Here is a 14,311-nt window from a genome sequence, read left to right as displayed (position 1 = left end):
TCACCTCGTCTCTTCCTGACGCTCCTTCGCTCTTAGCTGACCGCAAGCAGCATCAATATCATGGCCTTGCTCTCGTCTAATCGTTACGTTTACGCCGCGTTCTTTCAGCGTTTTTTCAAATAGGAAGATTTGTTCTCTCGGTGTTCTTACATAATCCCTTTCCGGTACATAGTTCACCGGAATGAGGTTCACGTGGCACTTGATTCCTTTTAATAAGTCTGCAAGCTCTTCTGCATGATGAACTTGATCATTTACTCCGCCAAACAGGCCGTATTCAAAGCTGACACGTCTACCCGTTTTTTGAATGTAGTATTCAATGGCTTCCATTAATTTTGGCAGCTTATATGCCTTATTGATCGGCATCAGACGGCTTCTGATCTCTGTGTTCGGTGCATGCAGAGAGACAGCAAAATTGATTTGCATTTGCTCATCAGCGAATTGATAGATCTTTGGAATGATTCCGCTTGTCGACACTGTAATGTGACGCGCGCCAATATTTAAGCCGTTGTCATGGTTGATGATTTTAAGGAAGGCAAGCATTTCGTCAAAGTTATCAAACGGTTCGCCAATTCCCATGATGACAACCGAGCTGACTCTCTCATCTGTTTCGTCAAGTGCCTGCTGCACTTTCAATACTTGAGCAACGATTTCTCCTGCTTCGAGGTTTCGTTTTAACCCGCCAAGTGTAGATGCACAGAATGTACAGCCGATTCGGCAGCCAACCTGAGTTGTGACACAGACAGAGTTGCCGTATTCGTGGCGCATCAGCACTGTTTCAATCGTATAGCCATCATGTAATTCAAATAAAAACTTGATCGTTCCGTCTTGAGACGTTTGTTTGATCACGGTTTTTAATGTGGTGATCGCAAATTGATCTTTTAATTTCTCTCTTAAATCCTTTGAAAGGTTAGACATATCGTCAAAAGATGTTACACGTTTCTCATAAAGCCACTCGAAAATTTGGGCTGCGCGGAAAGGCTTTTCGCCTTGTTCTTTTAACCATTCTTTCATTTCGTGAAGCTCAAATGAGTAGATCGACGGCATTTCTGTCTTCAGTTCTTTTCTTACTTTTTGTTCTGTCATTTTTTATCCCTTCTTTCTCATGCTGCAAATAAAGAAACCATCTGTTCCGAAATAATGAGGAAGAATTTGTACACTTCCGTTTTGAACAAACGGAGCAACCTGCTCAGGCAGCCGTTCATTAAGAGATAGATCGGGTTCGAAGTCTTGGTGTTCTTGTAAAAACGCATGAATCACTTGTTGATTTTCTGTTGGGTCCATTGTACACGTACTGTATACAAGGGTTCCGCCCGGTTTTAAAAGCGGGGCCGCTTCCTTTAAAATGGCCTGCTGGATAGCTGCAAGCCTTGCTGAGTCTTCTTGTGACTTTGTATATTTCATATCTGGTTTGCGTCTAATGACGCCAAAACCGGAACACGGTGCATCAATGAGAATACGGTCAAACGAAGCTTCGCTGTAATAGTCTGCCGCTTTCCTTGCATCAAGTGCTTTTGCCTCAATGTGAGAAAGGTTCAGACGTTTTGCTGCTTGTTTGATGAGTTTCACTTTATGTTCATGTAAATCAAGTGAAACAATTTTGCCCTCATCATTCATACGTTCTGCAATATGTGTTGATTTTCCGCCAGGAGCCGCACAGGCGTCAAGCACTGTTTCTCCCGGCTGAGGGTCGAGCGCTCTTGCGACAAGCATGGAGCTTTCATCTTGTATCGTCACATAGCCTTCTTGAAAAGAAGGGGTTGAGACGATGGACCCTTTCATGAGCTTGAGTGCATCTTGTGATAAGTCGCCAAGCTCCGTTTCGATGCCTGCATCCATTAGTTTTTGCTGCAGTGCCGTGCGGTCAATTTTCATTCGATTGACGCGAAGGGTTTGCTTTGGCGGGACTAAATGAATGCGGCACATGCTTTCTGCCGCTTCAAATCCGTACGCCTGAACCCATTCCTGCACAAGCCATATTGGGTGGCTTGTCTCAATGGACAGCCGCTTTACTGGATCTTTAATCGCATCAAATGACGGAACGCCTTCTCTTTGCAGAGAACGAAGAACACCGTTCACAAGTGCAGAAATCCCTTTGTGCCCGCGCTTTTTCGTTAGCTCGACAGCTTCATGAATGGCTGCACGATCTGGTATTTTTTCAAGGTACACCATTTGATAAAGAGACATCCGCAAAAGCTGCATCACCCATGGAGCGACCTTTTGCGGTTTTTTCACAAAGGGCGTCAGCATATAATCTAATGCCAGCTTATTTTGCAGTGTACCATATACAAGCTCTGTTAACAGCGGTTTGTCCTGATCAGCTAAGTCTTTATCTTTCATGACTGACTGCAACAGCAAATTACTGTAAGCCTGGTTTTGTTCGAGTTTGATTAAAGCGTCCAGCGCTACTTCTCTCACATTACTTTTCTTCATTCATTAACCCTAATTTCTGTCCAATTTCGATATTTGCGCCTCTTAAGAAGTCTTCGCCGCTCATTTTTTTCTTACCAGCTGGCTGCACACCTGTTAATAAAAGGCCTTGCTCATTCCCAGTTCCAATGACCGGACCTTCTTTTTGAAGCTCAATCACTTTCCCGGGTTCTTCTTGCGCTTGAAGCGGAACCTTTTTCGCTTCCCATACTTTTAGATGAGCGCCGTTCCATTCAGTATAGGCAACTGGCCAAGGATTTAGCCCGCGAACTTGGTTGTAAAGCTCTTCGCCGGTTTTTGTCCAGTCTAATCTTTCTTGCTCCCGTTTAATATTTGGTGCGTATGTGGCCGCTTCTTCATTTTGCGGAATCGGAGAAATAGACCCGCTCAGAACATTTGGCACCGTATCTTTTAGCAGCGCGGCACCTGCAACACTTAATTTGTCATGCAATGTTCCGACATTGTCTAATTCATCGATTTCTACTTCTACTTTACTGATCATGTCACCTGCATCAAGTCTTTCCACCATGTACATGATGGTAACGCCTGTTTTCTTTTTGCCTTGAAGGATCGCATAATGGATCGGCGCGCCGCCTCTTAGTTCTGGCAGCAGCGAGGCATGAACATTGATACAGCCAAACTTAGGTTCATCGAGTAATCGCTTTGGTAAAATTTGTCCAAATGCCGCTGTGACGATTAAATCCGGCTGTAAGGCAAGCACCTTATCAATTTCTTCATCAAGGCGCACCTTTTCAGGCTGCAACACAGGAATGCCGTGCTTTAAGGCTTCCACTTTTACAGGAGGCGGTGTGAGCACTCGTTTTCTTCCTTTTGGGCGGTCTGGCTGCGTGACAACCCCTACCACTTCGTATCCTTCTGTTATCAGTGTTTGCAGCACAGGTACTGAGAAATCAGGGGTTCCCATAAATACGATACGTGCCATTTTCTTCACCCTTCCATTTCCGCAAGTTCTTTTTCTGTATAAGTTTCAATGATTTTTGACGTAAATAAAATGCCGTCTAAATGATCAATTTCGTGCAATAAAGCTCTTGCTAAAAATCCGTCTGCTTCTATTGTAAATGGTTTGCCTTTCTTATCAAAGGCTTTTACCTTCACATAGTTCGGTCTCTCTACAGTGCCGTATAAAGATGGAAAGCTCAGGCAGCCTTCAATATCTGTCTGGCTTCCTTCTACTTCAAGCACCTCGGGGTTCACTAAGTCAATTCTGCCAGATTCTTCTCCGATATCTACAACAGCGATTCTTTTTGAAATACCGATTTGTGGTGCTGCTAGTCCAACTCCATCCAGCTCAAGCATTGTATCATACATATCATCCAGCAGTTTTTTAAGCTTTTTATCGAACGTCTCGACGCGCTCTGTCTTTTGTTCAAGCACTTCTGCCGGATGTATGACTATTGGTTTTACTGCCACTTACAGCCCTCCGTTTTACATCATCATATATGGATTCATATCTATTGAAATCATCAATTGTTTTTGTTCCATTTCCTTTTGATAATGGTCTTGTATTTTCCGTAGTAAACTTGCCAGTTCATTTTCCCTTTTGTATTTTATCACGCATTGATACCGATATCTATCTTTGATCTTAGCGATTGGCGATGCGGCCGGACCAAGGATTCGAGTATTCGGTGCACAGTTCATTTTTAGGAACTGGACAATTTGATCAGTGACATGTGCTGCCTTCGTCACTTCTTCGTGTGACACTGTCACCATCGCCAAAAAGTAATAAGGCGGATAGGACTGGTGGCGTCGATGCAGCATCTCCTGTTCATAAAAGGCTTCGTAGTCATGCTGCTTCGTTAATTCAATACTATAGTGAGAAGGCGTATACGATTGAATAATAACCGAGCCCGCTTTTTCATGGCGCCCTGCTCTGCCGCTGACCTGTGTGAGAAGCTGAAATGTTTTTTCACTTGAACGAAAATCAGGGATGTGAAGGGATGTATCCGCACTGAGAACACCAACAAGTGTGACATCTGGGAAATCCAGCCCCTTTGCAATCATCTGCGTCCCGAGCAAAATGTCCGCTTCTTTATTGCCAAAAGACGTAAGAAGCTTTTCGTGAGCACCTTTACGAGACGTTGTATCCACATCCATTCGGATCACACGCGCCTCAGGCAATACCTTTGTCAGTTCTTCTTCTACTCGCTGCGTGCCAGTTCCAAAATAGCGAATATGCTCACTGTGGCATTCTGGACATTCAGAAGGTACTGGAGCTTCGTGACCACAATAATGGCACTTCAGCCGTTTTTGATAGCGGTGATAGGTGAGAGAAATTTCGCAATGTGGACATTGCTCCACATATCCACAATCACGGCACATCACAAAGGATGAATAGCCTCTTTTGTTCAGAAATAAAACGGCTTGTTCTTTTCTTTCAAGCACTTCCTTTAACCTGATCATTAATTCTTCTGAGAACATGGAGCGGTTGCCATTTCTTAGTTCTTCTCTCATATCAATTAACGAAACGTGCGGCATCTGCTGCTGGTTGACGCGGTGCTTGAGCGGCAGCAATGTATAGACGCCTTTTTTTGCACGTGCATAGGTTTCAAGTGAAGGTGTTGCACTGCCTAATACGACTGGACATTGATGCCGCACTGCTCGTTCAATGGCGACATCCTTGGCATGGTAACGAGGCATTTCTTCTTGTTTATAAGAGGATTCATGCTCTTCATCTATAATAATCATGCCTAAATTTTCAAATGGAGCGAAAACAGCAGATCTTGCGCCAACGACAAGCTTGACTTCCTTGCGATGAATTTTCCGCCATTCGTCATATTTTTCTCCTGTCGATAAGCCGCTGTGAAGAACAGCCACATTTGAGCCAAATCGTTCTTTAAATCGCTGCACCATTTGAGGGGTTAACGAAATCTCAGGAACTAAAACGATCGCTTCTTTGCCTTTTTGAAGAACATGATCAATTGTCTGCAAGTAAATCTCCGTTTTGCCGCTTCCTGTCACTCCGTGCAGTAAAAAGGTTGCGTGCTGATCCTCACTGACTGCTTGATGAATATGTTTTGCCGCCTCTGTTTGCTCAGGCGTGAGATCAAGTGATGCAGATGGTGTAAACTCCCGGTCACGGTAAGGATCCCGGTAGACCTCTTCATAGCTTTCTGTTAACAGCCCTTCTTGAATAAAGGTTTTAAGCGTTTGAGAACTCGCGCCTGTTTGCTGCTGCAAGTCTTTCGCTAAAAAGGTTGCCTCTCCCGCTTGAAGCAAGTAGGAAATCAGTGCCTTTTGTTTTACCGCATTTTTCTTTAGCTGCTGCTGCTTTTCTTCAAGTTTTTCTTTCGATACAGCCAGCTGGAGCATGCGGACCTTTTTCTTTCCAGATTTTTGCGAGACATGGTATCTCACCTCTAGATGACCTTTTTGGACATGCTTTTGAATCTGTTTTAATTGTTCAGACGGGATGTCAGCATAAAGAATGCTCTCTCGCTGACCGAAAAGCTCTTTCAATGACTGCGGAAGTTCTTCCTCTGATAGCACCTGTATTTCTTTTTCATACTTTGCCTTCATGGCTGCGGGCAGCATCGATTGAAGTGCCGTAATATGATAGGACAATGTTTTTTCCGTCAGCCAGTGAGAAAGCTCCAGTAGCTCATCTGTCAGAACAGGTGATAAATCAAATAAATCGACTATCTCTTTAATGCTTCCTGTCTTGATGTCTGTTTCCTCTTTGACTTTTGTCACAAACCCTTGAATCTTCCGCGGGCCAAAGGGAACGACCACCCTCATTCCCGCTTTGACGAGATCTTTGAATCGATCTGGTACCCGGTAATCAAATGGCCGGTCAATGGCTTTCGTTGTGACATCTACGATGACTTCAGCAATCATGCGCGATCACGCTCTTTTGGAAGCAGCATTATTGCCTCCTTTAAAATTTCAAAAGCGAGGTCTTTTTTGCTCATCATTGGCAGCTCTTTTTTCGTTCCATCTGCTTTGATGATTGCTGCCACATTGGTATCTGTGCCAAAGCCTGCACCTTCTTTAGTGACGTTATTGGCCACAATCATATCTAGATGCTTGGATTCAATTTTCTTTTTCGCATAATATTCTACATCCTGCGTTTCAGCTGCAAATCCGACCAGCACTTGATGCTCTTTTCTTTTCCCCAGTTCTTTTAAAATATCTTTTGTCCGGGTGAATTCAATGTCCAGAGCGCCGGCCTGTTTTTTCATTTTATGAGCATATGTCGTGACAGGGGTGTAATCGGCGACAGCTGCTGATTTAATGACAAGATCAGCTTCCCCGTATACATCTAGCGCAGCATGATACATCTCTTCAGCTGATTCAACGTGCACTACATGTACATGGTCAGGTTCAGTTAAAGAAACAGGTCCAGAAATCAGCGTAACATCTGCACCCATTTGCTTAGCAGCCTCTGCAATCGCATAGCCCATTTTTCCACTAGAACGGTTTGTAAAGAACCGGACAGGATCGATCACTTCACGTGTAGGACCTGCTGTCACCACAACTTTTTTACCTGAGAGCGGTAAGCTTTTTGGCTCTTCAAAAAAGGCCCGGATGTGTTCCACAATTTTTTCAGGCTCTTCTAATCGCCCTTTTCCAATGTACCCGCAGGCTAAATAACCTTCACTCGGCTCAATAAACCGGTAGCCGTCTTCATATAATGTGCGAATGTTCCGTTTCACAGCCGGGTGATCATACATATGCACATTCATCGCTGGTGCGACCCATACAGGCGCTGTAGAAGCAAGCAAAGTCGTTGTGAGCATATCATCTGCAAGTCCAGCGGCCATTTTACCAATCGTATGTGCTGTTGCAGGGGCAACAAGAATGAGATCGGCCCAGTCAGCTACGTCAATATGTGCAATGACTTTTGGATTGTTTTCTTTGAATGTATCTACATATACCTCATGCCGAGACAGTGCTTGGAAGGTAAGCGGAGACACAAACTCACGAGCAGATTCCGTCATAATCACTCTTACATTTGCGCCTGCTTGTACGAGTTTACTAGTAAGTGCTGCTGCTTTATATACGGCGATTCCTCCGCTGACACCGAGCAATATATTTTTTGACTGTAACATTTGTTTGTCCCCCTTAACGGCCTTTTTCACAAATTCGTCTACAATTCAAAAAAGTCAAAACCAATCATAGTTTTGACTTTTTTGAACGTATCGTATCTGCATTGCAGAAGCGATGTGTTATTCTTGATCCTCTTTTTCAAATGTCAAAAGACCAGCGTCAATTTCTTCTAGTGCTTTGCCTACGAATTTGTAAGACTTTGTGTTTTCAATCTGCTGATCTTGATGGATCTGCATTTCACGTGCACGACGTGCCGACACTGTTACAAGTGTATATTTTGAATCAAGTTTGTTCATCAATGAGTCAATTGAAGGATCTAACATGGTTTATTCTACCCCCAGCATTTTTTTATATCTTGGTGCGACTCTGTCTCTGCGCAGGTGTTCTGCAAGGACGATCGCTTTGATTCTTTCACAAGCAAGCTCGACATCATCGTTTTCAACGACATAGTCGTAAGCATCCATCATTTCAATTTCTTCTTTCGCAGCAGCCATTCGGTTTCGAATGAGCTCCTCAGATTCTGTACCGCGAGTAATGATACGGTTTTGAAGTTCTGAAAGACTAGGCGGTGCAAGGAAAATAAAAAGACCTTCCGGGAATGCTTCTCTTACTTGAAGTGCACCTTGCACTTCAATTTCAAGGAAAACATCTTTTCCTTCGCTTAATGTCTGTTCTACATAGTCAACAGGCGTGCCGTAGTAATTCCCGACGTACTCTGCCCATTCTAACAGCTTTTTGTTTTCAATCATATGTTCAAATTCTTCCCTGGTTTTAAAGAAATAATCGACACCATTTCTTTCACCTTCACGCGGTTTGCGTGTCGTCACAGAAATAGAGTATTCAAATTTCGTATCTTCCTGGGAGAAAATGGCTTGTCTGACCGTTCCTTTTCCAACTCCCGAAGGTCCAGAGAGAACGATTAAAAGTCCTCTTTCTTTCATAATGGCGTATTACCCCTGCCCTTCATCTATGATTTCTTCTTTTACAGAAAGTCTTTGCGCGACAGTCTCAGGCTGAACGGCAGATAAGATGACATGGTCACTGTCCATAATGACAACAGCACGGGTTCTTCTTCCGTATGTAGCATCTATGAGCATGCCTCGATCTCTTGCGTCTTGTATCATTCGTTTAATCGGTGCTGATTCCGGACTGACGATCGAAATCATCCGATTCGCTGAAATGATGTTTCCAAATCCGATATTGATCAACTTTATGGTCATCTTCTTTCGTCCCCCTGTAATATAAACGTCTCTAGTCTCGCCGAAAGAGACGCACTGTAAACAGCATACACAATGACTATTCTATATTTTGCACTTGTTCTTTTATTTTTTCAATAGCACTTTTCATTTCAACCACCAGCTTTGTTAAATGGTGATGGTTCGCTTTTGATCCAATGGTGTTCACTTCACGGTTGAGCTCCTGTACAAGGAAGTCAAGTTTTCGGCCGGCAGCACCGCCTTGCAGCAAGATTTGCTGGAACTGCTGAAAATGACTTTTCAGTCTCGTAATCTCTTCTGTAATGTCACACCGGTCAGCAAAAATGGCAGCCTCTGTCGTTAGTCTGCTCTCGTCAAGCGCCTCTCCGATCCATTCTTGCAATCGCTGATTCAATCGTTCTTTGTACTGACTCACAACCTCTGGAGCAAAGACTTTGATTTCTTCTGTATAGGCCTCTAATTCAGAAAGCCTCAGTTCACAGTCTTTTTGAAGTGATGCGCCCTCTTGCTCTCTCATGAAGCAAAGCTCCTTGACAGCAGCCTCGCAAGCTTCCATCAGCAGCTGCTCTAACTGTTCATTTCGGCTGGCTGACTCTTCCACTTGAACGGCAAGCTCCAGCCCCAATAAGTCATGTGCATGCTGAATGCCTGAAATGTGATAGCGTTCTTCGAGGTCTTTTGCGGCTTTCATGTATTCATCAAGCAGCGGCCAGTCGATCTGTAAGGACCGGCTTGCTAGTTTACCGCCTTCAATCGTGACAAACAGCTCAATTCTACCGCGCTGCACGTGACGAAGAATGATTTTTTTTAATGTATCTTCGAAATATAAAAGCGGCCTCGGCAAACGGGCATGAACCTCTTTAAAACGGTGATTGACCGATTTTAGCTCAACTGACACTGTCAGTTCTCCATCCGTTTTACTCGCTTGGCCGAATCCCGTCATACTGCGTATCATGTCAAAACACCCAATTCTTTCATATTAATAAAATGAAAAAGGTAATAGCAGACACTATTACCTCAAAATTATACCATAATCAATTATTTTTTTCTTGTCAAAAGTGATCCTGCCAGTAAAAAAGTTGGCAGTGCTGACATCCCAATGATCAGCAGCCAATCAATTGGTGCAACCGCCACCGTTTTGAAAATCGGCTGAAGCGGCGGGTAATAAATGACCACAAACATGAGTAAAAGTGATGACAAAACCGCACCGATCAAATAAAGGTTCCCAAATGGATTACGTTCAAAAATGGACCGTTCACTGCGGCAGTCAAATACATGAATGAGCTGCGCCAAAACAAGCGTACTAAATGCGACAGTCTGTGCATATTGCAGGTTGTTTGGATCGCGGTGATACACAAATATAAATGCCAAAAGGGTCGCAAGCCCGATGAGGAATCCTCTTGAGATGACCTTCCAGCCAAGCCCTCTAGCAAAAATGCCCTCTTTCACATTCCGCGGCTTTCTCTTCATGACATCGCCTTCTGGCTTATCCATGCCAAGTGCCATAGCCGGCAGACCATCTGTGACAAGGTTTACCCATAAGATTTGTATAGGCACGAGCGGCAGCGGCAGCGCGAGCAGCATCGCAAATAGCATGACCAAAATTTCTCCGACATTTGATGCCAGCAAATAACGGACAAACTTACGAATGTTTTCATAAATATTCCGGCCCTCTTTAATGGCGGATTTTATGGTCGCAAAGTTGTCGTCAAGTAAAATAAGAGAAGACGCTTCTTTGGCTACGTCTGTTCCAGTGATGCCCATGGAAATGCCAATATCTGCTTGTTTAATGGCAGGCGCATCATTGACCCCGTCACCTGTCATCGCCACAACATGACCATTTTTTTGATAGGCTTTGACAATTCTCAGTTTATGCTCAGGGGAAACCCGGGCAAAGACGTATACATTTTCAGCCGTTTGCTCAAGCTCTTTGTCGCTCATCTGATCAAGCGCTTTTCCGTCGAGCACCTGTCCTTGCTTCGGTAAAAGGCTTAAGTCTTTGGCAATCGCTTTGGCCGTTTCTACGTGGTCGCCTGTAATCATGACCGTTTTAATCCCGGCATCCCGGCACTCTTTAATCGCTCGTCTGACTTCAGGGCGCGGTGGATCGATCATGCCCTCTAACCCGATCAATGTTAAATCGGTTTCAGCCTGCTTTACAGAGGTGATTTTTTCCGTCAGACCGACTTTTTTATAGGCAATGGCAATGGTTCTAAGCGCCTGTCTTGCTAAGCCTTGAATTGCAGCTTCTGTTTCTTGCCTGTGAGTGGCTGAAAAAGAAGCTGTGCGCCCACCGTGCATGATATGACTTGAACGGTTCATTAGTACATCTGGCGCACCTTTTGCAATGACATACCGCTCTTTTTGATTCGTTTCAACGACGACTGACATCATCTTTCTTTCTGAATCAAAAGGAAACTCCTCAATGACATGAAATCCAGCTTCGATGAATTGCTCTGTAAAACCCGCTTTACGTGCTGCGGTGAGAAGCGCCCCCTCTGTCGGATCTCCATCAAGCCTCATCTCCCCGTCTTTTTCAACGATGGTCGATGTATTACAAAGCGCCCCGTATAATAACACCTTTTGCAGGCTTGGGTGCTTGTCAGCATGGACGATTTCTCCGTTCAAGGTAAAGTCACCGGATGGCTCGTAGCCTGTGCCAGAAATATTCCACGTTTTCCCCTCTGCCCACACATGGGTCACGGTCATTTTATTTTGCGTCATCGTTCCTGTTTTATCTGAGCAAATGATTGACGCGCAGCCGAGTGTTTCCACCGCGGGGAGCTTTCTGACAATCGATTTTTGTTTGATCATCCGCTGCACCCCTAGGGAAAGTGCAACAGTGACGATCGCCGGCAGGCCTTCTGGAATCGCCGCAACAGCAAGAGATACTCCCGCTAGGAACATATGATACAATTCATGTCCTTGCACAACCCCGAGAACAACAACGAGCACCGTTAAAAATAAAGCAGCCACAATCAGAATTTTCCCAAGCTGCTCGAGACGTCTTTGCAGCGGCGTTTCCATATTACCTGCTGCATCCAGCATGCCGGCAATTTGTCCCATCGCCGTATTCATTCCTGTACCAATGACAACCCCTACGCCGCTGCCTCTAGTAACAAGCGTCCCCATAAAGGCCATGTTCGTCAAATCTCCGAGAGAGACATGACCGCTTGAAAGCGGACTTGCGTGTTTGACCGCTGGGATGGACTCACCAGTGAGAGCGGACTCCTCGATTTCTAAGCTCTTTGTTTCTAGTAATCTAATATCTGCCCCAATCCGGTCTCCGCTTGAAAATTTCACAATATCCCCTGGCACGAGATGTTTAGACGGGATCTTGACCCATTCATTATTTCTCCTTGCATACACGTGCGGAGTTGATAATTCTTTTAACGCTTGAAGGGATTTCTCCGCCCGGCGTTCTTGATAAAAACCGAGTACACCATTAATCAAAACAATGGCTACAATCGCAACAGCATCAATGTATTCTCCTAAAAAGGCAGAAATGATTGTTGCTGCAAGCAAGATTAACACCATGAAATCTTTAAACTGTGCTAAAAAAATGATCAGAGCCGACGCCTTTTTTCCTTCCTGCAATTCATTTGGCCCGTGTTTTTCAAGCCGCTTTTGTACATCTTTTTCTGACAGTCCGTCACCTATCGATGTATTCATTGTTTTTAATAAATCGGTTTGGTTCAGTTCATGCCAATTCATTTGACCTCGTCCACTCCTCTTTTGTTCTCTCTCATATGCAGTGTTCTATAAGCCAGTTTATTCAGACTCGTCCTAAATCATGCTATAATAATAAGACTGCCTAAAGAACGAGAAAACGGAAGGTTCTTTCAGTAGATTTGTGTGAAAGAAGAGGGTGTATCTAACATGTCATTTGACGGCATTTTTACATATGGTATGACAAATGAATTGCAAGAGACTTTAACTGGCGGGAGGATTTCAAAAATCCATCAGCCATATAAACACGAGCTGATTTTTCATATTCGGGCAAACGGGAAAAATCACAAGCTGCTTTTATCGGCTCATCCGAGCTATGCGAGAGTGCAGCTCACAGAGCATCAATACGACAATCCAAGCGAGCCGCCGATGTTTTGTATGCTGCTCAGAAAGCATCTTGAGGGCGGCTTTATTGAACGTTTTGAACAGATTGGGTTTGACCGGGTGATCGTGCTTCATGTGAGAAGCCGAAATGAAATCGGTGATGAACAGACGCGTAAGCTTTACATTGAAATCATGGGACGTCATAGTAATTTGATTCTTGTAGAGGATGGAACGCAGCAGATCATTGATGGTTTAAAACACCTTTCTCCATCTGTGAACAGCTATCGAACGGTGCTTCCTGGTCATGAATACCTTCTGCCGCCTGCGCAGCAAAAATTGAATCCTTTTGACGTGACAAAGGATGATATTTTGAAGCATTTACGCTTTCAAGAAGGAAAGATCGCGAATCAAATTGTCGATACCTTCTCTGGGGTTTCTCCGCTGTTTGCAAAGGAAGCAGTACACCGGGCCGGCCTTGCCAATCAAGAAACAATTCCAAATACACTGCTCGACATGTTCCAGCTCATTCGCATGCATTCTTTTACGCCGCAGCTCACAAGAAAAGACGGGAAAGAGTATTTTTATTTATTAGAGCTTCAGCATGTCCATGGCGAGATGAAGACATTCGACTCACTCAGCCAGCTGCTTGACCGCTTTTATTTCGGAAAAGCAGAAAGAGACAGAGTCAAACAGCAGGCGGCAGACCTTGAACGATTTGTCGTCAATGAAAAAAAGAAAAATGAAAACAAGCTGAAAAAGCTAAAAAGAACACTTGAAGAATCCCAAGATGCACACAAATATCAGCTCTATGGTGAGCTGTTAACAGCCAATTTATATGCGATTAAAAAAGGGGATAAAGAAGCGACTGTCATCAATTATTACGATGAAGACGGCGGAGAAATCACGATCCCGCTCAAAACAAATAAAACCCCTTCTGAAAATGCACAGGCATATTTCACAAAATATCAAAAGGCAAAAAATGCTGTAGAAGCTGTAAATGAACAAATTAAGCGGACACATGAAGAAATTGCTTATTTTGAAGAGCTGATTCAGCAGCTGTCCTCTGCTTCACCGAAGGATTTAGAGGAAATGAGAGAAGAGCTTGTTGAAGGAAAATATTTGCGCGCCAAACAAAAGCGCCACGCCAAAAAGAAAAAACCGGCGGCCATTCAGCTCGAAACGTATGAATCGTCCCAAGGCATACCAATTTTAGTCGGAAAAAACAACAAACAAAACGAGTATTTGACTACAAAGGCAGCTGCTCGTGATGATATTTGGCTGCATACAAAGGATATTCCTGGATCACATGTCGTCATCCGCCACCAAGCACCTGATGAACAAACGCTGCTTGAAGCGGCTCAAATTGCCGCCTACTTCTCGAAGGCAAAAGAATCCGGCTCCGTTCCTGTCGATTATACGAAAATCCGGCATGTGAAAAAACCAAACGGAGCAAAGCCTGGCTTTGTTACGTATGATCAGCAGCAAACATTATTTGTCACGCCTGACGAAGATCTTGTGCTCAAGCTGAGAAAATAAATAAAAAAGCC

The 14,311-nt window shown here is 44.1% G+C and carries 12 protein-coding genes; 1 reads left to right on the top strand and 11 read right to left on the bottom strand.

Translation table 11 applies throughout. From position 1 onward, the window contains the following. The 11 genes from rlmN to NST65_RS07460 form a co-directional block, all read right to left on the bottom strand. Window positions 1-1,083, bottom strand: a complete 1,083-nt coding sequence (rlmN, locus tag NST65_RS07510) for a 23S rRNA (adenine(2503)-C(2))-methyltransferase RlmN (RefSeq protein ID WP_111290877.1) — start codon at window positions 1,081-1,083, stop codon at window positions 1-3. Window positions 1,084-1,086: 3 nt separating this feature from the next. After that, window positions 1,087-2,430, bottom strand: coding sequence for a 16S rRNA (cytosine(967)-C(5))-methyltransferase RsmB (gene rsmB / locus NST65_RS07505; protein WP_111927353.1), 1,344 nt, complete (start codon window positions 2,428-2,430; stop codon window positions 1,087-1,089). Continuing rightward, window positions 2,417-3,370, bottom strand: a complete 954-nt coding sequence (fmt, locus tag NST65_RS07500) for a methionyl-tRNA formyltransferase (protein ID WP_034281743.1) — start codon at window positions 3,368-3,370, stop codon at window positions 2,417-2,419. Before fmt ends, rsmB begins: the two co-directional genes overlap by 14 nt. 5 nt (window positions 3,371-3,375) lie before the next feature. After that, complete coding sequence (gene def, locus NST65_RS07495) at window positions 3,376-3,858, bottom strand: peptide deformylase (protein ID WP_025092560.1); 483 nt, start codon at window positions 3,856-3,858, stop codon at window positions 3,376-3,378. Window positions 3,859-3,873: 15 nt separating this feature from the next. Then, the gene (gene priA, locus NST65_RS07490; RefSeq protein ID WP_111927351.1) at window positions 3,874-6,282 is read right to left on the bottom strand and encodes a primosomal protein N'; all 2,409 of its coding nucleotides are present in this window, start codon (window positions 6,280-6,282) and stop codon (window positions 3,874-3,876) included. Continuing rightward, window positions 6,279-7,496 (bottom strand): bifunctional phosphopantothenoylcysteine decarboxylase/phosphopantothenate--cysteine ligase CoaBC, encoded by a 1,218-nt coding sequence (gene coaBC, locus NST65_RS07485; RefSeq protein WP_111927349.1) that lies wholly within the window; start codon window positions 7,494-7,496, stop codon window positions 6,279-6,281. The genes priA and coaBC overlap by 4 nt, the downstream gene beginning before the upstream one ends. A 117-nt stretch (window positions 7,497-7,613) precedes the next feature. Beyond that, window positions 7,614-7,817 carry a DNA-directed RNA polymerase subunit omega gene (gene rpoZ / locus NST65_RS07480; RefSeq protein ID WP_003211647.1) on the bottom strand — a complete coding sequence of 68 codons (204 nt, stop codon included), beginning with the start codon at window positions 7,815-7,817 and terminating at the stop codon, window positions 7,614-7,616. Between the two features lie 3 nt (window positions 7,818-7,820). Next, a complete protein-coding gene (gmk, locus tag NST65_RS07475; protein ID WP_024424214.1) occupies window positions 7,821-8,435 on the bottom strand; it encodes a guanylate kinase in 615 nt (204 codons plus the stop codon). 9 nt (window positions 8,436-8,444) lie between these two features. Then, on the bottom strand, window positions 8,445-8,714 hold the full coding sequence (remA, locus tag NST65_RS07470) for an extracellular matrix/biofilm regulator RemA (RefSeq protein ID WP_008344898.1): 270 nt from the start codon (window positions 8,712-8,714) through the stop codon (window positions 8,445-8,447). Between the two features lie 76 nt (window positions 8,715-8,790). After that, the gene (locus NST65_RS07465; protein WP_034281735.1) at window positions 8,791-9,666 is read right to left on the bottom strand and encodes a YicC/YloC family endoribonuclease; all 876 of its coding nucleotides are present in this window, start codon (window positions 9,664-9,666) and stop codon (window positions 8,791-8,793) included. Window positions 9,667-9,749: 83 nt separating this feature from the next. Next, the gene (locus tag NST65_RS07460; RefSeq protein WP_101677214.1) at window positions 9,750-12,425 is read right to left on the bottom strand and encodes a calcium-translocating P-type ATPase, SERCA-type; all 2,676 of its coding nucleotides are present in this window, start codon (window positions 12,423-12,425) and stop codon (window positions 9,750-9,752) included. Window positions 12,426-12,590: 165 nt separating this feature from the next. Between NST65_RS07460 and NST65_RS07455 the strand changes: the two genes are divergently transcribed. After that, a complete protein-coding gene (locus NST65_RS07455; protein WP_034281729.1) occupies window positions 12,591-14,300 on the top strand; it encodes an NFACT RNA binding domain-containing protein in 1,710 nt (569 codons plus the stop codon). The last annotated feature ends 11 nt before the right edge of the window (window positions 14,301-14,311 follow it).

The organism is Bacillus sp. FSL P4-0248 (genome assembly GCF_038593305.1).
Classification (GTDB): Bacteria; Bacillota; Bacilli; order Bacillales; family Bacillaceae; genus Bacillus; species Bacillus safensis.
The sequence above is the reverse complement of the archived record's forward strand: the minus strand, read 5'-3'. Positions and strand labels throughout refer to the sequence as shown.

What these genes read in the sequence shown, in the direction of transcription:
- rlmN (WP_111290877.1), bottom strand. Translation starts at nt 1,083, where the DNA reads ATGACAGAACAAAAAGTAAGAAAAGAACTGAAGACAGAAATGCCGTCG.
- rsmB (WP_111927353.1), bottom strand. Translation starts at nt 2,430, where the DNA reads ATGAAGAAAAGTAATGTGAGAGAAGTAGCGCTGGACGCTTTAATCAAA.
- fmt (WP_034281743.1), bottom strand. Translation starts at nt 3,370, where the DNA reads ATGGCACGTATCGTATTTATGGGAACCCCTGATTTCTCAGTACCTGTG.
- priA (WP_111927351.1), bottom strand. Translation starts at nt 6,282, where the DNA reads ATGATTGCTGAAGTCATCGTAGATGTCACAACGAAAGCCATTGACCGG.
- coaBC (WP_111927349.1), bottom strand. Translation starts at nt 7,496, where the DNA reads ATGTTACAGTCAAAAAATATATTGCTCGGTGTCAGCGGAGGAATCGCC.
- rpoZ (WP_003211647.1), bottom strand. Translation starts at nt 7,817, where the DNA reads ATGTTAGATCCTTCAATTGACTCATTGATGAACAAACTTGATTCAAAA.
- gmk (WP_024424214.1), bottom strand. Translation starts at nt 8,435, where the DNA reads ATGAAAGAAAGAGGACTTTTAATCGTTCTCTCTGGACCTTCGGGAGTT.
- remA (WP_008344898.1), bottom strand. Translation starts at nt 8,714, where the DNA reads ATGACCATAAAGTTGATCAATATCGGATTTGGAAACATCATTTCAGCG.
- NST65_RS07465 (WP_034281735.1), bottom strand. Translation starts at nt 9,666, where the DNA reads ATGATACGCAGTATGACGGGATTCGGCCAAGCGAGTAAAACGGATGGA.
- NST65_RS07460 (WP_101677214.1), bottom strand. Translation starts at nt 12,425, where the DNA reads ATGAATTGGCATGAACTGAACCAAACCGATTTATTAAAAACAATGAAT.
- NST65_RS07455 (WP_034281729.1), top strand. Translation starts at nt 12,591, where the DNA reads ATGTCATTTGACGGCATTTTTACATATGGTATGACAAATGAATTGCAA.